Origin of the sequence: Burkholderia seminalis DSM 23518, assembly GCF_902832885.1 — a bacterium.
Lineage (GTDB): Bacteria > Pseudomonadota > Gammaproteobacteria > Burkholderiales > Burkholderiaceae > Burkholderia > Burkholderia seminalis.
Genome location: NZ_CADFDK010000019.1, coordinates 46,988 through 69,823, shown reverse-complemented (window position 1 = coordinate 69,823; position 22,836 = coordinate 46,988). Strand labels below are relative to the sequence as shown.

The following is a 22,836-nucleotide window of genomic DNA, read 5'->3' as shown; positions in this document are numbered from 1 at the left end:
CATTGAGCGGGCACGGATTTTATCATGCCCCTGCGAATGCTGCCGGCCACGCCGCCCACGACACGCGATACCCACCACAAACGAAAAACCCCAAGAACCTTCCGATTCTTGGGGTTTTAAATGCTGGTGGCCTGGGACGGAATCGAACCATCGACACGCGGATTTTCAATCCGCTGCTCTACCAACTGAGCTACCGGGCCAACGAAGAATGAAAGTATATCGAGCTATTCGTACCTGAGCAAGTGCTTTCACAAAATATTTTTATACGGCGCCTTCGGTCGGCTTCTTGCCGAGCTCGACGCCGAGCTGCTTGAGCTTGCGGTACAGGTGCGTGCGCTCGAGGCCCGTCTTCTCCGCGACGCGCGTCATGCTGCCGTTCTCTCGCGCGAGGTGATATTCGAAGTACGCGCGCTCGAACGCGTCGCGCGCTTCGCGCAACGGGATGTCGAACGGGATCGCGGCCGTCTGGCCCGCCAGGCCGAGTGCCGATGCCATGTCGTCGCCGAGCGTCGGCAGCGCGGCCGCGGACGCAACCGCCGCGGGCCCTGCGGCCTGTCCGGCGCCGGCCTTCGCCGCCGCGTTCGCCGACACCGGCGCCGCGCCGCGGGCGAGGCCGTGCTCGACGGACTTCAGCAGCTTCTGCAGCGCGATCGGCTTCTCGAGGAAATCGAGCGCGCCGATCTTCGTCGCCTCGACGGCCGTATCGATCGTCGCGTGCCCGGACATCATGATCACGGGCATCGTCAGCAGCCCTTGCGCCGCCCACTCCTTGAGCAAGGTCACGCCGTCGGTATCGGGCATCCAGATATCGAGCAGCACGAGATCGGGCGCCTGATTCAGCCGGTATTCCCGCGCGGCCTGCGCGTTCTCCGCCGCCTCGACGACATGTCCTTCATCGCTGAGGATCTCCGAGAGCAATTCCCGGATGCCCATTTCATCATCTACCACCAGGATGGTTGCCATTTACGCTGCCTTTGTCTGCTCACTTGCTTTTGTCTTAGCGGGGGTCGCCCCGTCCTGTGCGCGATGTTCGGCGCCTGGCGTATCGCTTGCCATCTGCAGGAACAGGATCGACACCTGCGCACCCTCGACGGTCTCGCCGTGCATGCGATTGCGCAGATCGATCCGCGCGCCATGCTCGTCGACGATTTTCTTGACCGTGGCCAACCCGAGCCCCGTGCCCTTCGCCTTCGTCGTCACATAAGGCTCGAACGCGCGGGTCAAGATGCGTGCCGGAAAACCGGGCCCGTTGTCGGACACGGTAAGACGTACCGCGACGCGCGTTTTACCCTCGGCGTCGGGATCGCCATATTCTACTGTCTTGGTTTCGATCAACACACGCGGATGCGCGGACTCCGCGACCGAATCCTGCGCATTCTGCAGCAGGTTGTGAATCACCTGGCGCAGTTGCGTCGCGTCTCCGCGTATCACCGGCAGCGACGGCGCGAGCTCGGCGACGATCGGGCTCTTGCCTTCGCCGACACCATACAGCCCGAGCACCTCGCTCGCCAGTTCGTTCAACTGCAGGTTCGCGAGCACCGCCGGCGGCGTGCGCGCGTATTCGCGGAAATCGTCGACCATCCGCTTCATCGCCGCGACCTGGTTCACGATCATCGTCGCGCCGCGCTTGAGTACGTCCGCATCGGACGGCGCGAGCTTGTCGGACAGCTTCATCTGCAGCCGCTCGGCCGACAGCTGGATCGGCGTCAGCGGATTCTTGATCTCGTGCGCGAGCCGGCGTGCGACCTCGCCCCACGCGACCGACCGCTGCGCGGAAATCACGTCGGAAATGTCGTCGAACACGACGACGTAACCGGACGTCTGCGGATCGTCGGCCTGCCCTTCGACCGTCGACACGAGGCGCGTGCCGCGCACGAGCAGCGTCAGCGGATCGCTTTCGCCCGGCACCTCGATCGCGAACTGCTGCTGCCAGTGGCCGCGGTCGCCGCTGCCGCCGTCGGACGCCGCCTCGCGATCGGCGAACGCCTTGCGCACCATCGCGCCGAACCCCGCGGCCACGCCGATCCGGTCGAGCGTCGTGCCGATCATCGAGTTGAACGGCTGCCGGAAGATCCGCTCGGCGCCGCGATTGGCCGTCGTCAGCCGGAACTGGCGGTCGAGCACGAACACGCCGGCCGTCAGGTTCGCGAGGATGCTCTCGAGATACGTCTTCGAATGCTCGAGCGCGATGCGGTTCTTCTCGACCGCGAGCCGTGCCTCGGACAACTGCCGTGTCATCGCGTTGAACGACTGCGTGAGAAAGCCGAGCTCGTCGCGCGTCTTGATCTCGCGCTTCGGCGTGTAATCGCCTTCCGTGATTTCCTTCGTGCCCTGCGCGAGCAGGAACAGCGGCCGCGCGAGCTGCTGGCCGAGCGCGAGCGCGAGCATCATCGCGATGAAGGTCGCGAGGAACAGCGCGAGCGTCAGCGTGCCGATATACATCTTGCGCAGCCCCGTGCGGCCGAGCGACTTTTCCTGGTACTCGCGGTAGGCGCGCTGCACGGCGTCCGCGTTGTGCGCGAGCGTCGGCGGCACCGGCTGCGTGAGCTGCAGGAAGCGCTCCGCCGGCTGCAGCAGCGACGTCGTCGCATCGGGAATCGGCCGCACCACGCGCAGCCGCAGCGCGCCCTTCGCGCCATGCGCGCGCGGGTCGCCGTCGACCTCGCCCTCGATCGCCGCGTACGCGCCGTGTTCGCGCGCCTGGCTCAGCATCAGCGGTGTCGGCAGGTCGTCCGGAATCAGCGCCGCGAAATTGCCCGACGCCTGCGCGACGATGTGCAGGTCGGGCGCCGCGCCCGAGCCGCCGCGGCTCGGCTCGACGATCGTCGCGTCCTGCACGCCGAACTGGTCGCGCAGCCGCAGCAGCGTGAGCGTCGTGCCGTTCGTGTTCGCGTCGACGCTCGCGAGCTGGTCGGACATCAGCCGCGCCTTCGTCTGCAGATCGGACAGCGATGCATCGAGCATCCCGCGGCCGAGGTTCAGGCCGGCCGTCAGCGCCGTCTCGACGTTCACGTCGAACCACGACTCGATACTGCGCGACACGAACTGGTACGACACGATGTAGATGATCCCGCCCGGCACCACGCCGACGAGCGCGAAGAACACCGCGAGTTTCGCGAGCAGCCGCGTGCCGAACTTGCCCTTCCTCAGGCGCACGACGATCATCCCGATCAGCCCGAGCACCACGAGCAGGAACACGAGCGCGACGACGATGTTCGTCGCGTACAGCCACGAGTAGTAGCGATCGAAGAACTCGGTGTTCGCGCTCGCGGCGGCGAGCAGCACGAGCAGCAGCAACGCGGTCAGCGCGACGGTCGAGACGATCACGCGAATGAGGAAGCTCTTCCCGCTGGCCGCGCGGCGCACTTTATTTAGCACGTTCGGTCACCGTGAAGTTGAAGCGCTTCCAGTCGGACCCGAGCGTCCAGTCGCGGTTGTTCACGGCATCGACCTGGAACGGCTTCGGCATCAGCGCCGTGTCGAGCTGCATCCGCACCGACGCCGTGTAGGTCTCGCCCGCGCGCACCTGGTTGCGGTCGATCACGTGCCACGACGTGATGTGCCGGATCACGGCGAGCGCGTCCTTCAGCGACGGGAAGCCGAGCTGCAGGCCGCCCGTCGACACGCGGTACTCGCGCGTGAGCGGCTGGAACGACAGACGGATCGTCTGCGTCACCGCCACCGGCTGCTCGTCGAACCAGTACCAGCGCGCGCGGCTCAGCTCGAAGTCGGTCGTGAAGTAAAGCGGGATGCCCTTGTTGACGGCATCCTCGAGGTTCGGATTCAGCTCGAAGTCGAAACGCGCGTCGAGGCTCCAGCCGCTTCCGTCGGCCTGGAGCGACGCGCGCTGCACGGCGATCGATTCGGCATGCGCCGGCCGGACGACGGCCAGGCACAGCATCAACGCGACCAGCAGGACGGCCGCGAGCCGAAAGGGAAAAAGGTGTTTGATCGTCACCGTTTCTGGAACCGCGCGTAGAAAAATCCGTCGTGATCGGTGTTCTGGTCGAGTGCGCCGGCGGCCGCCCGTCCCTGCACGCCGCCCGGCAGCAGCTGGCCGGGGGCGTCCAATCGTACCGCATCTTCACAGGCCGCTTCAAACCAGCGGGCCTGCATTTCGCCTTCTTCCGGGAAGATCGAGCAGGTCACGTAAAGCAGTTCGCCGCCCGGCTTCACGAGCGGCCACAGCGCCGACAGGATGCGGCGCTGCTCCGCGACGAGCGCCGGAATGTCGGCCTCGCGGCGCAGCCAGCGGATGTCGGGGTGCCGCCGCACGATGCCGGACGCCGAGCACGGCACGTCGGCGAGGATCCGGTCGAACGGGCGCCCGTCGTACCACGCGTCGGGTGCGCCGGCATCGCCGACGCGCACGTCCGCCTCGAGCGACAGGCGCACGAGATTCTCGCCGATGCGCGCCGCGCGCGTTGCATCGCTTTCGAGCGCAACGACTTCCGCGTCAGCGAGTTCGAGAATATGGCCGGTCTTGCCGCCGGGCGCCGCGCATGCATCGAGCACGCGCATGCCGTCGCGCGCGTCGAGCCATTCGGCCGCGAGCTGCGCGCCGGCGTCCTGCACCGACACGACGCCGTCGGCGAACCCCGGAATGCGTTCGACCGGCAGCGCCGACGCAAGCCGCACCGCGTGCCGGCCGATTGCGGTCGCTTCGATCCCGCTCGCACGCAGCGTCTCGAGATACGCGTCGACGCTCGCGCGGCGCGCATTCACGCGCAGCGTCAGCGGCCCCTGTCGTTCGCCGGCCGCGAGGATCGCCGGCCACGCATCGGGCGCTGCACGCTTCACCGCATCGACCCACCATGCGCGGTAATTCCAGCGTGCGACCGGATCGTCCTGCATTGCCGCGACGAGCGCATCGCGTTCGCGCAGGAAACGGCGCAGCACCGCGTTGACCATGCCCTTCGCGAACGCGCATTCGCGCCGCGCGCCGATGACGGTGACGGCCTGGTCGACCACCGTGAACGCCGGATACGCGGCCTCGTCCGCCGGGTCGAGCAGCAGCGCGAGCGCGCCGGCGAGCACCGCATGCACGTGCGCGGGCGGCGCCTTGCTGACGAGTTTGCCGATCAGCCAGTCCGCGCTGCCGAGGCGACGCATCGTCCGGTAGGCGACGTCCTGTGTCGCACCGCGCGCGAGCGCCTGTGCGCCGGACGCCATCTGCGCGAATACCGCCGACAACGCTGCCGGCAGCGCGGTGCCGCGCCGTACCGCATCGACCGCCTGCGCGGCCGCGTCGAGCGCGAAGCCGAGCGAATCGGGCGCCAGATGCAGCGCGGCCAGACGCGCCGGGCGGCCGGAAGAAGACGGAGCGGAAGAACGGGTTCGTGTCATCGGTACGGAATCGGCAATCAGGCGCGGCAAACAAATACGGCTAACGGCAGGATCGCGGCGGCCGCGAGGCCCCGCGATCCCCAACCGCGCATTGTAGCGTGCGACCACGCGGCCCCTTTGGCCCCTTTGACCTCTTTAAGGCGCGCGCAAATGAAACACCCCGCAGCGCGAAGCGTGCGGGGTGGCGTGACGGCCCCCGCGCGGCAACGGCCGCGCGGTACGCCGGGGTTCAGTCGAAGCGGCCGGTACGCGCCATCTCCATCAGGCGCGCGATGCGCTCCTCGGTGGCCGGGTGCGTCGAGAACAGGTTCTGCAGGCCGCCGCCGTGCAGCGGGTTCATGATCATCATCTGCGCGGTGGCCGGATGGGCCTCGGCCGCCTGGAACGGGATACCCGCCGCATAGCGATGGATCTTGTCGAGCGCGGTCGCGAGCGACTGCGGATCGCCGGAAATCTGCGCGCCGCCGCGGTCGGCCTCGAACTCGCGGGCCCGCGAAATCGCCATCTGGATCAGCGCGCCGGCGATCGGCGCGAGCAGCGCGACCGCGATACCCGCGATCGGGTTGGCCGGCCGGCCGTTCTCGTCGCGCCCGCCGAAGAACATCGCGAAGTTCGCGAGCGCGGAGATCGCGCCCGCCATCGTCGCGGTGATCGTCGAGATCAGGATGTCGCGGTGCTTCACGTGCGCGAGCTCGTGCGCCATCACGCCGCGCATCTCGCGCTCCGACAGCACGCGCAGGATGCCCGTCGTCGCGGCGACCGCCGCATGCTCGGGGTTGCGGCCCGTCGCGAACGCGTTCGGCGCATCCTCGTTGATCAGGTAGACGCGCGGCATCGGCAGGTTCGCGCGCGTGGCCAGCTCGCGCACCATCCGGTAGAACTGCGGCGCCGTGTTCTCGTCGACTTCCTGCGCGTTGTACATGCGCAGCACCATCTTGTCCGAGAACCAGTACGAGAAGAAATTCATGGCGAGCGCGAACAGCAGCGCGATCGTCATGCCCCGCGAGCCGCCGATCATCCCGCCGATCACGATGAACAGGGCCGTGATCGCGGCCATCAGCATCGCCGTTTTGACCCAATTGAACATACCCACTCCTTATCCGTCAGGGGACCCGCCGCGCATCACAGCGCACGGCGGAAAATTGTAAGCGATTTGTTAGATAAGGTCTTGCCGGAAAAATTCAATCTCAGCGTTGCGATGCCGCAAGACGCAGCCCGAGGCCGACGAACGCGCTGCCGACCGTGCGGTCGAGCCACTTCCTGACGCCCGGCTTGCCGGAAAAACGCTGCGTGACGCTGCCCGCCACCCATGCGACGAGGCTGGTCCAGACCGTGCTCATCGCGACGAACACCGCGCCGAGGGTCAGGAACGCCCATGCCTTGTGCGGGCTGTCGGCCGACACGAACTGCGGAAAGAACGACACGAAGAACAGCACGACCTTCGGGTTCAGCACGTTGGTCCAGAAGCCCTGCATGAACAGCTGGCGCAGCGGCTTGACGGCCGCGGCCTGCGCGACTTCGGCGCCCGACGGCGCGGCGGCCTGCTTCGTGACGATCATCCGCACGCCGAGGTAGATCAGGTAGGCCGCGCCAACCAGCTTGATCACCGTGAACGCGGTGGCCGACGCCGCGAGCAGCGCGGTCAGGCCGAATGCGCACGCGAGCGCGTGCACGCAGCAGCCGGCCGAAATGCCGAACGCCGACATCAGCCCCGCGCCGCGGCCCTGCGCGACGCTGCGGCCGACGATGTAGGCCGTATCGGGGCCGGGCGTGACGTTCAGCAAGAAAACCGCCAGCACGAAGAAACCGAAATGGGTGATGCCGAACATGAAAACCTCGAAACCGGAGAGCGCAGGGAAATTCTACGCGCGCCTGCCGCGCCGCGCGACTCGGCCGTTCGGCCGATTGCGCAGGGCGGGCAGGTCGGATCGAATGGCGCTCAGGCCGCGTCGGGCAACGCGAAACGCTGGCCCGCGGCGAGCGGCGAGCCGGCCAGGAATTCGCGCGCGGGCAACCGCTTGCCGCCCGGCTTCTGCAACTGCGTGACGCGCAGCGCGCCGCTGCCGCACGCGACGACCACGCCTTCCGGCGCGGCTTCGACGATCGTGCCGGGCGCCGCGTCGCCGCGCGCCGCCACGGGCTCGGCCGCCCACAGCTTGATCGCCGCGCCGTCGAGCGTCGCGACGCCGCCCGGAAACGGATCGAACGCACGCACCTGGCGCGCGAGCACGTCGGCAGGCTTGCGCCAGTCGAGCGCCGCTTCGTGCTTGTCGATCTTTTCCGCATAGGTCACGCCGTCGGCCGGCTGCGGCGTCGCCGGCAGCGTGCCGTCGCGCTCGAGCCGCACGAGCGCGTCGACGATCAGCCGCGCGCCGTCGGCGGCCAGACGGTCGTGCAGCGTCGCGGTCGTATCGTCGGCCGCGATCGCGACGCGGGCTTCCTCGATCATCGCGCCGGTGTCGAGGCCGACGTCCATCTGCATCAGCGTGACGCCCGTCTCGGCGTCGCCGGCCTCGATCGCACGATGGATCGGCGCGGCGCCGCGCCAGCGCGGCAGCAGCGACGCATGGATGTTGATGCAGCCGGCACGCGGGATGTCGAGCACTTCCTGCGGCAGCAGCAGGCCGTACGCGGCCACCACCATCACGTCGTGCGGCGTCGTGCGCAGCAGCTCGATCGCGTCGGCCGCCTCGGCCGGGTACTTGCCCGCGCGGCGCAGCGACGGCGGCTGCGCGACCGGCATCCCGTGCTCGACGGCGTAACGCTTCACGGCGCTCGCCTGCAGCTTCATCCCGCGCCCCGCAGGGCGATCGGGCTGGGTGAGCACGAGCGGCACCGGGAAACCGGCCTCGTGGATCGCGGCAAGGGCAGCCGCGGCGAATTCCGGCGTGCCGGCAAAAATCACGCGCAACGTATGGGTCATGAAAGCGTTCGGGTCGGGCAGGGGGAACGCGCGTTACATCGCGCGTTCGAGTTTCTTCATCTTCGTCTTGATGCGCGTCTGCTTGAGCGGCGACAGGTATTCGACGAACACGCGCCCCATCAGGTGATCCATCTCGTGCTGGACGCACACGGCGAGCAGGCCTTCGCAGTCGAGCTCGAAGGTCTCGCCCTGCTCGTTGAGCGCGCGCACGCGCACGTGATCGGGCCGCTCGACTTCGTCGTAGATGCCCGGCACCGACAGGCAGCCCTCTTCATAGATCTGCTTCGCGTCGCTCGACCACACGATCTCGGGGTTGATGAACGCGCGCAACTCGTTCTTCTCCTCGGAGACGTCGATCACGATCACGCGCTCGTGCACGTCGACCTGCGTGGCCGCCAGGCCGATGCCGGGCGCCGCGTACATGGTTTCGGCCATGTCGGCGACGAGCTTGCGGATCCGGTCGTCGACCTTGTCGACGGGCTTGGCGACCTTGTGCAGCCGCTTGTCGGGGTAATGAAGAATATTGAGCAAAGCCATGGTGTTCGGTATTCGGTGGAGCGACGTGCCGCATCGGCCGTCCGGCCGACTGGTGCCGCCGCCGGGATGCAATGAAGATGGGGCGGATGCGTGGCGAATCAACGCCGCGGATCGCGCCTCCTGCAATCGGCCGGACGCTTGTGCGCGCGGCCCTGTCGAGTATTTCGGATGATGAAAATTTTATCATGGCGCCACGCGGTTCGCTGGCCGCCGCATTCGAGGGCAGCCTCATGTCGCCGCAAGCGCTGACGCCGTCCGCGCTGCGCGCGTGGCTGCAGCTCGCGCATGCGCCCGGCCTCGCGCCGGCCGTGCTGCAGATCCTGCTCGATACCTTCGGTTCGCCGGCCGCGCTGTTGCGCGCATCCGACCCGGCCATTGCCGCGGTGAGCAGCGCCGCCGCCGCGCAAGCCGTCCGCGCGAGCGAGCGCGGCGATCTCGACGTGTGCACCGACGCCGCGCTCGCGTGGCTCGACGCGCCGGGCAATGTGCTGGTCACGCTCAACGATCCGGCCTACCCGCCGCGGCTGCGCGACCTGCACGATCCGCCGCCCCTGCTATATGTAAAGGGCCGGCTCGACCTGCTGCATGCACGCGGCCTCGCCGTGGTCGGCAGCCGGCACGCGACGCCGCAGGGGCTCGCCGACGCAACGGGCTTCGCTCGCGCGTTGTCCGACGCAGGGCTCTCGATCGTCTCGGGCCTCGCGCTCGGGATCGACGGTGCCGCGCATCGCGGCGGGCTCGACGGCCGCTCGGGCACGGTCGCCGTCATCGCGACGGGCGCCGATCTCGTCTATCCGGCGCGGCATCGCGCACTCGCGCACGAGATCGCCGCACGCGGCGCGATCGTGTCCGAATGGCCGCTCGGCACGCCGGCCCGTGCCGCGCATTTCCCGCGGCGCAACCGGCTGATTGCCGCGCTGGCGATCGGCACGCTCGTCGTCGAGGCCGCCCCGCGCTCCGGCTCGCTGATCACCGCGCGGCTCGCGAACGAACTGGGGCGCGACGTGTTCGCGGTGCCGGGCTCGATCCACGCACCGCTTGCCCAGGGCTGCCACGCGCTGATCCGCGACGGCGCGAAGCTCACCGCATCGCCGCTCGACGTGCTGGAGGAATACGGGTTGGGCGAACCGGCAGCGCGCGCGACGGGTGGTGCCGCGCGCGCCGACAGCCGTGACCCGACAGACGGCGAAATTCGCGCCTCCGAATCCGCCTCCATCGCACCAGCGGATTCCGCCGCAGCGGCCATCGCGCCGGCCCGGATCGACGGCCCGCCACCCTGCTCCCCGCCGGACCGAGCCGTGCTTGCCGCCTTGGGATACGGCCCCGTTACCTACGAGTGGCTCGCCGAACACAGCGGCCTGCCCGACGACGTGCTGCACGGCGCGCTGCTGGCGCTGGAGCTGGCCGGCCGCGTCGCCAGCCTCCCCGGCGGACGCTTCGCGCGGCTTGACGCCGCGCCCACCCCGGCCGCGCGCGGCGTGCTACATTCCCCGGCATAGAGGCGGCCAAGCCGCCGACGATATCCAAGGAATTCCATGCCCGCGCTGAACCTCGACACCGATGCGGATCGGATCGCCGAGCGCCTCGCCGATCCCGGCACGTTGCTCGTCGCCTGCCTGTGCGCCGAGTGGTGCGGCACGTGCCGTGACTACCGGACGGCCTTCGACCAACTCGCCGATGCGCATCCAAACGCCTGTTTCGCCTGGATCGACATCGAAACGCATGCCGACCGGCTCGACGATCTCGACGTCGAGAACTTCCCGACGATCCTGATCGAGGATGCCAACACCGCACGTTTCTTCGGCACGGTGCTGCCACACGCGGCGATCGTCGAGCGGATGCTGTCCGACCTGAGCGCGGTACCCGGCGCGCCGCACGCACCGAAATTGCGCAACGTCCTGATCGTCGAAGCCTGAATTCGCCGGCCGGCGCAGCGGTTGGGCGCGTGTTTGCGCGCCTCGCCGCGGCGGGGCGCTTGCCGCCGTTGCAGCCCCCCTCTATGATGGGCCGCTTTTTACACGCCGAGCCGCCGTCGCTGCGGCGTGTGCTATAAAGCGGTCGTAAAAGCGACCCACAACCGGCGAACCCGGTCTACCAACACACACCTGTCATGTCCAAAGCACTGATCATTGCGGAAAAGCCTTCTGTCGCGAACGACATCGCACGCGCTTTGGGCGGCTTTACCAAGCATGACGAGTATTACGAGAGCGACGATTTCGTCCTTTCGTCCGCTGTCGGCCACCTGCTGGAAATCGCCGCCCCGGAAGAGTACGAGGTCAAGCGCGGGAAATGGAGCTTCGCGCATCTGCCCGTCATCCCCCCGCATTTCGACCTGAACCCGATCGCAAAAAGCGAGTCGCGCCTCAAGGTGCTCACGAAGCTGATGAAGCGCAAGGACGTCGACCGCCTGATCAACGCATGTGACGCGGGGCGCGAGGGCGAACTGATTTTCCGCCTGATCGCGCAGCACGCGAAGGCGAAGCAGCCGGTCCAGCGCCTGTGGCTGCAGTCGATGACGCCGCAGGCGATCCGCGACGGTTTCGCGAACCTGCGCAGCGACACCGACATGCAGCCGCTCGCCGACGCGGCGCGCTGCCGCTCGGAAGCCGACTGGCTCGTCGGGATCAACGGCACCCGCGCGATGACCGCGTTCAACAGCAAGGGCGGCGGCTTCTTCCTGACCACCGTCGGCCGCGTTCAGACGCCAACGCTGTCGATCGTCGTCGAACGTGAAGAGAAAATCCGCCGTTTCATTCCGCGCGACTACTGGGAAGTGAAGGCCGAGTTTGCGTGCGCCGGCGGCTTCTACGAAGGCAAGTGGTTCGACCCGAAATTCAAGCGCGACGAATTCGATCCGGAGAAGCGCGACTCCCGCCTGTGGAGCCTGCCGGCCGCCGAAACGATCGTCGCCGCGTGCCGCGACCAGATCGGCACGGTCTCCGAGGAATCGAAGCCGTCAACGCAACTGTCGCCGCTGCTGTTCGACCTGACGAGCCTGCAGCGCGAGGCGAACAGCCGCTTCGGCTTCTCCGCGAAGAACACGCTCGGTCTCGCGCAGGCGCTGTATGAAAAGCACAAGGTGCTGACCTACCCGCGTACCGACGCGCGCGCGCTGCCGGAAGACTACCTGTCGACGGTCGAGTCCACGCTCGAGATGCTCAAGGAGAGCAACAACTACCTGCCGCACGCGAAGCAGGTGCTCGACAAGGGCTGGGTCAAGCCGAACAAGCGGATCTTCGACAACTCGAAGATCAGTGACCACTTTGCAATCATCCCGACGCTGCAGGCGCCGAAGTCGCTGTCCGAGCCGGAGCAGAAGCTCTACGACATGGTCGTGAAGCGCTTCCTCGCCGTGTTCTTCCCGGCGGCCGAATTCCGCGTCACGACGCGGATCACCGAAGTCGCCGGCCATCACTTCAAGACCGAAGGCAAGGTGCTCGTCGAGCCGGGCTGGCTGCAGGTGTACGGCCGCGACGCCGAAGGCGCGGACGCGAACCTCGTGCCGGTGCAGAAGGACGAGAAGGTGAAGACGGACGAAATCGCCGCCGTCGCGCTCGTGACGAAGCCGCCCGCACGCTATTCGGAAGCGACGCTGCTGTCGGCGATGGAAGGCGCGGGCAAGCTCGTCGAGGACGACGAGCTGCGCGAGGCGATGGCCGCGAAGGGTCTCGGCACGCCGGCAACGCGTGCGGCGATCATCGAAGGCCTGCTCGGCGAGAAATACCTGCTGCGCGAAGGCCGCGAGCTGATCCCGACCGCGAAGGCATTCCAGCTGATGACGCTGCTGCGCGGGCTCGGCGTGAAGGAACTGACCGCGCCCGAGCTGACCGGCGAATGGGAATACAAGCTGTCGCAGATGGAGCGCGGCAATCTCGGGCGGGACGCGTTCATGCAGGAAATCGCCCGCATGACGCAGCAGATCGTCAAGCGCGCGAAGGAATACGATTCCGACACGATCCCCGGCGATTACGCGACGCTCGAGACGCCATGCCCGAACTGCGGCGGCCAGGTGAAGGAAAACTACCGCCGCTTCGCGTGCACGAAGTGCGAGTTCTCGATCTCGAAGATCCCGGGCAGCCGGCAGTTCGAGATCCCGGAAGTCGAGGAATTGCTGCAGAAGAAGGAAATCGGGCCGCTGTCCGGCTTCCGCAGCAAGATGGGCCGCCCGTTCTCGGCGATCCTCAAGCTGTCCTTCGACGACGAGACGAAGAACTACAAGCTCGAGTTCGATTTCGGCCAGGACCAGGGCGGCGAGGAAGGCGAAGCGCCCGACTTCTCCGCGCAGGAACCGGTCGGCGCGTGCCCGAAGTGCAAGGGCCGCGTGTTCGAGCACGGGATGAGCTACGTGTGCGAGCACTCGGTGGCGAACCCGAAGACCTGCGACTTCCGCTCGGGCAAGGTGATCCTGCAACAGGAAATCACGCGCGAGCAGATGGGCAAGCTGCTGGCCGACGGCCGCACGGATCTGCTGCCGAACTTCAAGTCGTCGCGTACCGGCCGCAACTTCAAGGCGTTCCTCGTGAAGCAGCCGGACGGCAAGATCGGTTTCGAGTTCGAGAAGAAGGAACCGAAGGCCGCCGCCGCGAAGAAGACGGCAAAATCGGCAACGAAGGAGGCCGAAACCGTGACGGAAGGCGCCGAAGAGAAAGCGGCACCGGCCCGCAAGACGGCCGCCAAGACCACGGCGACCAAGACCGCCGCCCGCAAGACGACGACGCGCAAGACGGGGTCGTAACGGCCCGGCCGCCGGGAGCCTTCCCCGGCGTATCGGGCTGCGCCAGGCAGCCATGAAAAAAACGCGGATCGATCGCTCGATCCGCGTTTTTCTTTTGTGCCGGCGGCAACCGCCGCCCGGCCGTCGCGCCGTTACAGCGGCGACGGCGCCGCGACGCGCGTGCGCGGCGAACGCGGCAAGCGCGGCGACAGGTTCGGGTCGGCCGCTTCCGGCTGCTCGGCACGCGTCTCGACGCCGATCGGCGCGAGCGCCGAACTCTGCGCGGCCCACTGTTCCCCCATCATCGCGTCGGTCGAGTGGCTGAAATGCTCGACGAGGTGGTCGATGAAGGTCCGAACCTTCGCAGGCAGATGGCGCCGGCTCGGGTACGCGATGTTGATCTCGACCTGCGGCAGCCGGAAATCCGGCAGCAGCCGCACCAGCGCGCCGCGCGCGATGTCGCTGCCGATCAGGTAGCTCGGCAGGATCGCGACGCCCATGCCGAGCAGCGCGAACTGGCGCAGCATCGCGGTGTTGTTCGCGACGATCACGTTGGTCGGGCGCACGCGCACTTCGCCGTCCGGCCCCGTGAACACGCGCTCGTCGCCCCAGTATTCGGTCGGCAGGCTCAGGCTCGGGTGCTCGGCGAGCTGCTCCGGATGCGTCGGCACACCGTGCTTCTCCAGGTAGCTCGGCGTCGCGCACACGGTCATGCAGCCGGTGGTCAGGCGCCGCGTGACGATGCTCGCGCTGCGCATCTGGCGCGTGACGACGATACCGACATCGAAGCCCTCCTCGACGAGATCGACCTGCCGGTCGACCAGCGTGAGATCCGGCACCACTTTCGGGAAATTCTCCGTGTACGACTGCAGCACGGGCGCGAGGTTGTGCAGGCCGAACACGACCGGCGCGACGATGCGCAGCGTGCCGACCGGCTCGTGATTGCGCGCGACGACCATCTGCTCGACGTCCTCGAGCTCATCGAGGATCTGGCGGGCACGCTCCAGATAGACCTGACCCGACTCCGTCAGGGAGAGGCTGCGCGTGGTGCGATTGAGCAAACGTGTGCCAAGCCGGCCTTCCAGGTCGGCGACATGGCGCGTCGCGACCGCGTTGGAGATATCCATTGCGCTCGCGGCCCGCGCGAAACTGCCGAGATCTGCAACCTTGACGAACACGCGCATCGACTGCAAATGATCCATAAACGACTCCTGCCGCTAGTACAACTTCAAAAAGATGAAGCAAATGCGTAATTCTCCTACGACAGCGGAAATGATGCAGAGTTGCTCAACAAGGCACCGGTTGACGATAAAAATAGTCAAAAATCCTCGCCTTACGCGGATGGATGATCCAATTATTCTGATTGGAGCAACAATTGGGTGAACCTCGTCGAGTAAGCAGCCGAATCAGGAAGGACGTGTCTGATGCGACACAACAGCGCACCCTTCCACACTGCGCGCGAGCGGCGCCGGGTCAGGCTCCCGCCAATTGCGGCGGAGCGTAACAACCTGTTAAAAAGACACCATGAAGGCGGCCGACGTAGCATCATGTCGGCCCCGGCCGGGCGGGACGGGCGCGCAACGTGCGCCGCCGCCACGGCCGCTTTCAACGCGCGACACCCGTTCACCATGAAAATTGCCATCCTCGACGACTACCAGGACGCCGTCCGCAAGCTGAACTGCTTCGAGATGCTCGCCGGCCACGACGTGAAGGTCTTCAACAATACGGTGCGCGGCCTGGGACAGCTCGCAAGCCGCCTGGCGGAAGTCGAGGCGCTCGTGCTGATTCGTGAACGGACCCCGATTACGTCGCAACTGCTCGCCAAGCTGCCGAACCTGCGCATGATCAGCCAGACCGGCCGCGTGTCGAGCCACATCGATCTGGAAGCCTGTACCGACCGCGGCATCGCGGTGCTCGAAGGCACCGGTTCGCCGATCGCGCCCGCCGAACTGACGTGGGCGCTCGTGATGGCCGCCCAGCGCCGCATTCCGCAATACGTCGCGAACCTGAAGCAGGGCGCCTGGCAGCAGTCGGGCCTGAAGACGTCGGCGCTGCCGCCGAACTTCGGCCTCGGCCAGGTGCTGCGCGGCCAGACGCTCGGGATCTGGGGCTACGGCAAGATCGGCCGGCTCGTCGCCGGCTACGGCAAGGCCTTCGGGATGAACGTGCTGATCTGGGGCCGTGAGCATTCGCTCGAAGCCGCGCGCGCCGACGGCTACACGGCGGCCGAGAGCCGCGAAGCGCTGTTCGAGCAGAGCGACGTGCTGTCGCTGCACCTGCGCCTGCACGACGACACGCGCGGGATCGTGAAGCAGGAAGACCTGATGCGAATGAAACCGACGTCGCTGCTCGTCAACACGAGCCGCGCCGAGCTGCTGGAGGAAAACGCGCTCGTCAACGCGCTGTCGCACAACCGTCCGGGGATGGTCGCGATCGACGTGTTCGAGAGCGAGCCGATCCTGCAGGGCTACAGCCTGCTGCGGATGGAAAACGTGATCTGCACGCCGCACATCGGCTACGTCGAGCGCGAAAGCTACGAGCTTTACTTCAGCGCGGCGTTCCGCAACATCCTCGCGTTCGACGACGGCGACATGTCGAGCGTCGCCAACCCGGAAGCGCTGACGCCGATCCGCAAGCGCTGATCGCACGGGCTGCGCGCGCGCCGCGCGGCCCCCGCTTCTCCCTTCCCGATCGTCAGGCGGCCGCGCGGCCGCCCGTCATCGCGCCGACGCGCGTGAGGAAATGCTCGCCGTCGCGCCGCCCGAGATCGTACGCGTGCCGCATCTGCGACGGGCTCGTGTAATCCCAGCTCGAAATCGGTACCTTGCTCGACGGCTGCACGTACAGCCGCCGCTGATCGCCGTGCGCGACCGTGAACATCTGCGGACGCGGATACAGCCGCGTGACGAGCACCAGCACGTCGCCGGGCGACGGGTCGAGCGCGTCGACGGGCACGTTGTCGACCATCCCGCCGTCGAGCACGGGCCGGCCGCCGCGGCGCAATACCGGCGTGAACGGCGGCGTGCAGGACGACTGCAGGATCAGGTCGGCGAGTTCGTCGACGCGCGTGCAGGCCTGCGCCCGCACGAATTCGGGCCGAAAGCCGAGCGTGCGCCCGAGCGTCGGGTGCAGCGTCTTGCGCACGTATTTCTCGATGTTGTACGCGACGAGCCCGGCGGCGACCGCGCTGCGCGCGCCGAGCCAGCGCGGCACGTGCGACACGCCGATGCGGATCTCCGGCGCGTCGGCCAGCTTCGCGAACGGCTCGCCGTAGATGTCGAGCAACGCCTGGCGATAGATGCGGTAATGCGGAAACACGGGCTCGCGCCCGAACAGGTTGCCCCAGTACGCGTTCTTCCGGTTGTCGCGCAGCGCCTCTTCGTAATAGCGCATCACCCATGCGGCGTCGCGTGTATACAGCATGCACGCGGTCGCGGCGCCGGCCGAGATGCCGGTGATCACGCGCGGGCGCAGGCCGAGCGCCGGCTGCGCGACGTCCCAGAAGCCGGCCTGCCACCAGCAGCGATTGCCGCCGCCCGCAAAAACGATCTGGTCGAACATCGCGCCGCTCAGCTGACGAGGGCGTAGGTCGACGTCGCATGGACGGCCATCTTGCCGTCCTCGTCGAACAGCTCGACTTCGCCGAACACGAGGTTGCGGCCCATCCGCAGCACGCGCGCGGTGACAAGCACGTCGCCCTTGCGCACGGGACGCATGAAGTTGGTGTTCAGCGATACCGTCGTCATCGGCCGGAACTCGCCGAGCGCGGACGAGATCGCGACCACCATCGCGGTGTCGGCGGCCGCCGTGAACACCTGGCCGCAGATGATGCCACCCGAATGGCGGAATTCGCCGGAAAACGGCAGGCGCAGCGTGACGCTGTCGTCGCCGATCGACACGGGGACCAGACCCAGCGAGCGGACCCACGGGGCCAGCAGGCGATCCAGCAATTCGCGGACTGCGTTTTCGTCCATCTTCGACTGTCCAGAAAGCGTTGCGCGACCGCCGCGCAACACGTATGGCGTCATCATACCGGGAGCGCGCAAACTGCGATCGCTCGTTACCGCGCCGCCGCCGGCCGCCGGCGTGACGAAATATTTTCAGGAAATTTGCACAAAGGGCTTGCCATGCCCTGAAAACCCCGGCATAATCTTTCTTCTGTTGGGGGCGTTAGCTCAGTTGGTAGAGCAGCGGACTCTTAATCCGTAGGTCGAGTGTTCGAGTCACTCACGCCCCACCAGGAATTTCAAAGGCCGGTCAGCGCAAGCTGACCGGCCTTTTCCTTTTCCGCCGCCGAATTTCACGGTTGTACACCTTTCTCGGCATGCAACCCGCGCGCCTCTCGCGCAACGTTTCCGCTAGAATCGTCCGACAAATATCACACGACCGGCCCAGGCGTTTGCCTGCCGGCACTGAGAGAACATGGGACGTCATACATGGAAGCATGTGAACGAGACGCGACCATTCAGAGGGCCTGGTTGCGCCGATATCGGCTTGTCCGTCGGGTCGAGCCGCGCACCCGAGCCCGTCCGAATCCGCCGCGCGACGCACGAACCGGATCGGACCATGCCGGGTAAGGACGCGCTCGTCGCGCTGGCACTCGGCGTCGCGCTGCTCGTGCTCGCGGGCGTGCTCGCCGTCACGGCCGGCCGCGCAACCGGCCACTTGATCCGCGCGCCGGGCACGGTCGTGCGCATCGTGCAGGACAGCGACGCGATGCGCGCGTACCGGCCGATCGTCGCGTACCTCGCGAACGACGGCCAGCGCCGCGAAATTGCCGGCAATACCGCCTCGACCGTCCCGGCGTACGACATCGGCGAGAACGTCGACGTGCTGCTCGACCCCGCCCACCCCGACCGCCCCGCCCTGATCGACGATTTCGCGCAACGCTGGTTTCCGGTGCTCGTGCCGGCGCTGCTCGCCGTCGCGTCGTTCGCGATCGGCGGCCTGCTGATTGCCGCCGAGCGGCGGCGCCGGCCGGCCGAGCCGCCGCCGACCCGCGCCGCGCTCAAACGGGCGCGGCGCCGCTGGGATGTCGCGATCGTGCTGATTCCGATCGCGATCGGCACGGGCTTTTTCGCCGGCGCCGGCGCGACCGCGCTGCATCAGTGGCAGATCGTCCACCACTACGCGCGCTCGACCGGCCACGTCGTCGAGATCGCGAAAAACGGACGGTCGTCGCGCTCGCGCACGTCGCTCTATTCGGCCATCGTCGCGTTCACGACCGACAGCGGGCGGCTGATCACGTTCGCGCAAGGCTCGGCGGCGTCGCATCCGGGCCTGCACGAGGGCGACACGGTCAACGTGCTGTACGACCCCGTCACCCCCGAACGCGCGATCGTCGACCGCTTCTGGGATCGCTGGGGCCTCACGGCCATCCTGTTCGCGATCGGTGCGCCGTTCCTCGCCGCCGGGCTGTTCATCGCCGCGACGCTGTGGCCCGAACACCGGCCGCGCGAAGCCGCCCAATGACGCACGCACGGCGCGCGCCCCGTCACGCCGTGCGCTTCATCGTTCCCTGAACGCCTCCACCTTCGCGCGGTTCCCGCACGTGCGCATGTCGCACCAGCGGCGCCCGACACCACGGCCGCGATCGACGAAGAACCACGTACACCGGCCGCACTGACGCACACGCGCGAAATCGTCGCTGCGCAGCAACTGCTCGAAGCCGAGCGCGGCCGCATCGATCCAGCGCGACGCGGCGCGCGCGTCGGGCCGCCACGCGAAGCGGCCGTCGATCGCATCGAATGCGCTGCGCCCGATCGCTTCGCGGATCGCCACCGCGAGCCGGCCCGCCGCGCGCGCACCGGCGCTGCCGCCCCCATCCGCCGTCAGGTGCGCGATCGCGGCATACGCATCGTCACGAAAGCGGCGCAGCGCCGCCAGTTCGTCAGGCCCGTCCTGCCGCGGATGACGCAGCAGCCGCGCCAGATCGTCCGGCGCCAGCAATCCGGCCTGCTCCGCCCACGCGCGCACGGCCGGCCAGTCGACGAGCTTGTCCTCGTCGCGAGTCTTGCCCGTGTCGGCCACCGTATTGAGGAAATCGAGCGCCGGATGGCCGCCGACGAAATCCGCCGCGCGCCATTCATGCGCGTGTCGCGCCGGCTCGGTTCGAGTAACCATTTATTTTCACCTATCAGTTTCACATCCGGACGATCCGGCGTAACCTGTTAACAACCAAAACAGGTTATCACGGAGAAGCCGATGCTCGAACTCCCGAATCGCTTCAATGTCGACGGCCACCGGATTGCCTGGGGCGCGTTCGGCGAAGGGCCGCCGCTGGTGCTCGTGCACGGCACGCCGTTTTCATCGCAGGTGTGGCGCCGGATCGCGCCGTGGCTCGCGCGGCGTCATCGCGTGTATTGCTACGACCTGCTCGGCTACGGCCAGTCCGACATGCCGGACGCGGATGTGTCGCTCGGCCGCCAGAACGCGCTGTTCGGCGCGATGCTGAATGCGTGGGGCCTTTCGCGGCCACGTGTCCTCGCGCACGACTACGGCGGCGCCACCGTGCTGCGCGCGCACTTTCTCGACGGCGTCGCGTACGCGGATCTCACGCTCGTGAATCCGGTCGCGATCGCGCCGCAAGGGTCGCCGTTCGTGCGGCACGTCGCGCAGCACGAAGCCGCGTTCACCGGCTTGCCCGCGTATGCCCATCACGCGCTCCTCACGGCCTATCTCGGCCATGCGGTGGCGCGGCCGCTGAGCGACGACGCGCTGTCGATCTACCGTGCGCCGTGGCTCACGCCGGCCGGCCAGGCCGCGTTCTATCGGCAGATCGCGCAGATGCGCCAGTGCTACATCGAGGAAGCCGAGGCGCGCTACGCGCCGCCGGATTTCCCGGTGCGCATCGTGTGGGGCGAGGACGACGCGTGGATTCCGCTCGAACAGGGGCAGGCGCTTGCCGATCGCATCGCGAACGGCAGGCTGATCAGGGTGCCGCGGGCCGGGCACCTGGTCCAGGAAGATGCGCCGGAGGCCATCGTCGCCGCGGTACTGGACGGGCACGTGACCGGCTGACCACCGCCGGCATCGCGCCGCGCGTCAGAACGCCGGCACGCCCTGCGCGAGCGTCGCGACGAACTTCGCGGTGCGCGGGTCGCGCGGCCGGCCGAACAGGTCGCGCGACGCACCGGCCTCGACGATGCGGCCGTCGGCGAGGAACACCGCGTCGTGTGCGATCGACGCGGCCAGGCGCAGGTCGTGCGTGGCCATCAGCATCGTCGTGCCTTCGCGTGCGAGCTGGCGCAGCACCTCGACCACTTCGACGGACAGCTCCGGATCGAGCGCCGACGTTGGCTCGTCGCACAACAATACCTGCGGAGACGGTGCGAGCGCACGTGCGATCGCGACGCGCTGCTGCTGCCCGCCCGACAACGTGGCCGGCCATGCGTCGGCCTTGTCCGCGATGCCGACCTTGTCGAGCAACGCGAGTGCCCGCTGGCGCGCCCGCTCGCGCGGCCAGCGTTGCACGGTGACGAGCCCCTCCATCACGTTCTGCACGACGCTCAGGTGCGGAAACAGCTGGAAGTTCTGGAACACCATGCCGGTCTGCCGGCGCACCGCGAACACCGCGTCGCGCGACGGCCGCCGCCCCGGCGCGAACTCGATGCGCGCGTCGCCGACCGCGAGCGTGCCCGCTTCCGGCACTTCGAGCAGGTTCACGCAGCGCAGCAGCGTGCTCTTGCCGCTGCCGGACGGCCCGATCAGCGCAGTCACGCTGCCCGGCTGCAATGCCAGGTCGATTCCGCTCAGCACGCGCTGCGCGCCGAACGACTTGTCGATGCGTTCGAGACGGATCATCGCAACTCCGCCTGGAACAGCGCGTGGCGGCCGAAGCGGGCTTCGAGGCGACGTTGCAACGTGGACAGCACCGAGCTGAACAGCAGGTAGATCAGCGCGGCTTCGGTATAGAGAATCAGCGGCTCGTAGGTCACTGCCGCAATCCGCTGCGCAGCCTGGAAAATCTCGGGCACGGTCAGCACGGCCGCGAGCGACGTGTCCTTCACGAGCGAGATGAACGAGTTCGACAGCGCGGGCAGCGCCACGCGCGCGGCCTGCGGCAGGATCGCGCGGCGCAACGCCTGCGCGCGCGTCATCGCCATCGAATAAGCGGCTTCCCACTGCCCCTTCGGCATCGATTCGATCACGCCGCGGATCACCTCGGCGTTGTACGCGCCGACGTTCAGCGAGAAACCGATCACGGCCGCCGTCAACGGATCGAGCACGATGCCGACGTTCGGCAATCCGTAGAAGATCACGAACAGCTGCACGAGCAACGGCGAACCGCGGAACAGCCAGATATAGAAACGCACGACGGCCTGCGCCCAGCGCGGCCCGAACAGCCGCGCGAGCGCCGCGCCGAACGCGAGCAGTAGTCCGATCGCGAACGACGCGAGCGTGAGCGGAACCGTGAACACGAGCCCCGCGTATAGCAGGGGCCGCAGCGATTCCGCCATCAGGTGCAGCCAGGCCGGCATCGTTCAGCCTCGCGTCACGGCTGCGACACGTCGCGGCCGAAGTACTTCTGCGAGATCTTCGCGTAGGTGCCGTCCGCCTTGATGTCGGCCAGTGCCTTGTCGATCGCGGCCACCAGCGCGGGGCTGCCCTTGCGCAGCAGCACGCCGGATGCGTCGCCGGCGCCGGTCTTGTCGGTCGCCGCGATCTTCAGTTTCGCGTCGGGCTTGTGCTTGCGGAAATCGAGGTACGACAGCGAATCGTTGATCGTCGCATCGACGCGCCCCGACGTCAGCAGATCGATCGATTCGTTGAAGCCCTGTACCGGCACCACGTCGGCGCCATGGGCGGCCGCGAGCTTGCCGAAATTGCTCGTCAGCGTGTTCGCGGACTTCTTGCCTTTCAGGTCGTCGAACGAGCGGATCGTCGTGTTGTCCGAGCGCACGATCAGCACCGCGTGCGACGTGATGTACGGGGTCGAGAAATCGTATTTCGCCTTGCGCGCGTCGGTGATCGACACTTCATTGACGACCGCATCGTAGCGGTTCACGTCGAGGCCCGCGATCAGGCCGTCCCACTTGCCTTCGACGAACTGCGGCTTCACGCCGAGGCGCTGCGCGATCGCCGTTGCGATGTCGACGTCGAAACCGGTCAGCTTGCCCGTTTCGTCGTGGTACGTGAACGGCGCATAGGTGCCTTCGGTGCCGACCCGGAACACGCCGGACGACTTGATCTGCGACAGGTCGTCGGCGGCCAGCGCGCTGGTGGCCGTGGTGGCCTGCAGCAGCGCGACGATCAGGATGGAGCGGAGGAATTTCATGGTGCGGACCCCGAATGATTAGAGGAAATCATCCCGCCG

General features: G+C 67.6%; 21 protein-coding genes and 2 tRNA genes. 7 read left to right on the top strand and 16 right to left on the bottom strand.

The annotated features are described in order from the left end of the window. Positions 1–124 precede the first annotated feature (124 nt). The 9 genes from HWX00_RS33430 to def form a co-directional block, all read right to left on the bottom strand. Positions 125–200: transfer RNA gene (locus HWX00_RS33430), tRNA-Phe, on the bottom strand. A 61-nt stretch (positions 201–261) separates the two neighbouring features. After that, a complete protein-coding gene (gene esaR / locus HWX00_RS33425) occupies positions 262–963 on the bottom strand; it encodes a response regulator transcription factor EsaR (RefSeq protein WP_034190229.1) in 702 nt (233 codons plus the stop codon). After that, a complete protein-coding gene (gene esaS / locus HWX00_RS33420; RefSeq protein WP_034190228.1) occupies positions 964–3,378 on the bottom strand; it encodes a sensor histidine kinase EsaS in 2,415 nt (804 codons plus the stop codon). Further along, a complete protein-coding gene (locus HWX00_RS33415; protein WP_034190340.1) occupies positions 3,368–3,958 on the bottom strand; it encodes a DUF4390 domain-containing protein in 591 nt (196 codons plus the stop codon). Before HWX00_RS33415 ends, esaS begins: the two co-directional genes overlap by 11 nt. Next, positions 3,955–5,346, bottom strand: coding sequence for a 16S rRNA (cytosine(967)-C(5))-methyltransferase RsmB (gene rsmB, locus HWX00_RS33410; protein ID WP_069706588.1), 1,392 nt, complete (start codon positions 5,344–5,346; stop codon positions 3,955–3,957). Before rsmB ends, HWX00_RS33415 begins: the two co-directional genes overlap by 4 nt. A 229-nt stretch (positions 5,347–5,575) precedes the next feature. Next, on the bottom strand, positions 5,576–6,433 hold the full coding sequence (htpX, locus tag HWX00_RS33405; RefSeq protein WP_059561479.1) for a zinc metalloprotease HtpX: 858 nt from the start codon (positions 6,431–6,433) through the stop codon (positions 5,576–5,578). A gap of 100 nt (positions 6,434–6,533) precedes the next feature. Continuing rightward, entirely contained in the window at positions 6,534–7,175 is a 642-nt protein-coding gene (locus HWX00_RS33400) for a LysE family translocator (RefSeq protein ID WP_034190225.1), read from the bottom strand. 110 nt (positions 7,176–7,285) lie between these two features. Next, positions 7,286–8,269, bottom strand: coding sequence for a methionyl-tRNA formyltransferase (gene fmt / locus HWX00_RS33395; protein ID WP_034190224.1), 984 nt, complete (start codon positions 8,267–8,269; stop codon positions 7,286–7,288). A gap of 33 nt (positions 8,270–8,302) precedes the next feature. Further along, on the bottom strand, positions 8,303–8,806 hold the full coding sequence (gene def, locus HWX00_RS33390) for a peptide deformylase (protein WP_006477461.1): 504 nt from the start codon (positions 8,804–8,806) through the stop codon (positions 8,303–8,305). Between the two features lie 185 nt (positions 8,807–8,991). Between def and dprA the strand changes: the two genes are divergently transcribed. The 3 genes from dprA to HWX00_RS33375 all read left to right on the top strand — a co-directional run bounded on the left by dprA (position 8,992) and on the right by HWX00_RS33375 (position 13,541). Further along, on the top strand, positions 8,992–10,305 hold the full coding sequence (gene dprA / locus HWX00_RS33385; protein WP_226194145.1) for a DNA-processing protein DprA: 1,314 nt from the start codon (positions 8,992–8,994) through the stop codon (positions 10,303–10,305). Between the two features lie 36 nt (positions 10,306–10,341). After that, on the top strand, positions 10,342–10,722 hold the full coding sequence (locus tag HWX00_RS33380; RefSeq protein WP_034190222.1) for a thioredoxin family protein: 381 nt from the start codon (positions 10,342–10,344) through the stop codon (positions 10,720–10,722). A 194-nt stretch (positions 10,723–10,916) separates the two neighbouring features. Further along, entirely contained in the window at positions 10,917–13,541 is a 2,625-nt protein-coding gene (locus tag HWX00_RS33375) for a DNA topoisomerase III (protein WP_175028605.1), read from the top strand. Between the two features lie 131 nt (positions 13,542–13,672). Here HWX00_RS33375 and HWX00_RS33370 read toward each other — a convergent pair whose 3' ends face one another. Next, the gene (locus HWX00_RS33370) at positions 13,673–14,722 is read right to left on the bottom strand and encodes a LysR family transcriptional regulator (protein ID WP_034190220.1); all 1,050 of its coding nucleotides are present in this window, start codon (positions 14,720–14,722) and stop codon (positions 13,673–13,675) included. Positions 14,723–15,148: 426 nt separating this feature from the next. Between HWX00_RS33370 and HWX00_RS33365 the strand changes: the two genes are divergently transcribed. Then, positions 15,149–16,162, top strand: coding sequence for a D-2-hydroxyacid dehydrogenase family protein (locus HWX00_RS33365; RefSeq protein WP_034190219.1), 1,014 nt, complete (start codon positions 15,149–15,151; stop codon positions 16,160–16,162). Between the two features lie 52 nt (positions 16,163–16,214). On the opposite strand, the gene HWX00_RS33360 is transcribed toward HWX00_RS33365, so the two are convergent. Together HWX00_RS33360 and HWX00_RS33355 are read right to left on the bottom strand one after the other, a co-directional pair. Beyond that, complete coding sequence (locus HWX00_RS33360; protein ID WP_034190218.1) at positions 16,215–17,081, bottom strand: patatin-like phospholipase family protein; 867 nt, start codon at positions 17,079–17,081, stop codon at positions 16,215–16,217. Between the two features lie 8 nt (positions 17,082–17,089). Further along, on the bottom strand, positions 17,090–17,494 hold the full coding sequence (locus HWX00_RS33355; protein ID WP_034201217.1) for a PaaI family thioesterase: 405 nt from the start codon (positions 17,492–17,494) through the stop codon (positions 17,090–17,092). A 190-nt stretch (positions 17,495–17,684) separates the two neighbouring features. Between HWX00_RS33355 and HWX00_RS33350 the strand changes: the two genes are divergently transcribed. Both HWX00_RS33350 and HWX00_RS33345 read left to right on the top strand, forming a co-directional pair. Further along, positions 17,685–17,760 (top strand) — tRNA-Lys (locus HWX00_RS33350). Positions 17,761–17,942: 182 nt separating this feature from the next. After that, positions 17,943–18,992 (top strand): DUF3592 domain-containing protein, encoded by a 1,050-nt coding sequence (locus HWX00_RS33345; protein ID WP_175028606.1) that lies wholly within the window; start codon positions 17,943–17,945, stop codon positions 18,990–18,992. A 36-nt stretch (positions 18,993–19,028) separates the two neighbouring features. Here the strand turns inward: HWX00_RS33345 and HWX00_RS33340 are convergent, their stop codons facing one another. Continuing rightward, entirely contained in the window at positions 19,029–19,643 is a 615-nt protein-coding gene (locus HWX00_RS33340; RefSeq protein WP_124670494.1) for a CGNR zinc finger domain-containing protein, read from the bottom strand. Positions 19,644–19,724: 81 nt separating this feature from the next. On the opposite strand from HWX00_RS33340, the gene HWX00_RS33335 reads away from it, so the two are divergent. Next, positions 19,725–20,540 carry an alpha/beta fold hydrolase gene (locus tag HWX00_RS33335; RefSeq protein WP_059561465.1) on the top strand — a complete coding sequence of 272 codons (816 nt, stop codon included), beginning with the start codon at positions 19,725–19,727 and terminating at the stop codon, positions 20,538–20,540. 24 nt (positions 20,541–20,564) lie between these two features. On the opposite strand, the gene HWX00_RS33330 is transcribed toward HWX00_RS33335, so the two are convergent. The 3 genes from HWX00_RS33330 to HWX00_RS33320 are packed head-to-tail and all read right to left on the bottom strand — an operon-like array spanning position 20,565 to position 22,797. After that, on the bottom strand, positions 20,565–21,323 hold the full coding sequence (locus HWX00_RS33330) for an amino acid ABC transporter ATP-binding protein (RefSeq protein WP_175028607.1): 759 nt from the start codon (positions 21,321–21,323) through the stop codon (positions 20,565–20,567). Next, positions 21,320–22,000 carry an amino acid ABC transporter permease gene (locus HWX00_RS33325; RefSeq protein WP_034190212.1) on the bottom strand — a complete coding sequence of 227 codons (681 nt, stop codon included), beginning with the start codon at positions 21,998–22,000 and terminating at the stop codon, positions 21,320–21,322. The genes HWX00_RS33330 and HWX00_RS33325 overlap by 4 nt, the downstream gene beginning before the upstream one ends. Positions 22,001–22,014: 14 nt before the next feature. Beyond that, on the bottom strand, positions 22,015–22,797 hold the full coding sequence (locus tag HWX00_RS33320) for an amino acid ABC transporter substrate-binding protein (RefSeq protein ID WP_175028608.1): 783 nt from the start codon (positions 22,795–22,797) through the stop codon (positions 22,015–22,017). Positions 22,798–22,836: the final 39 nt, after the last annotated feature.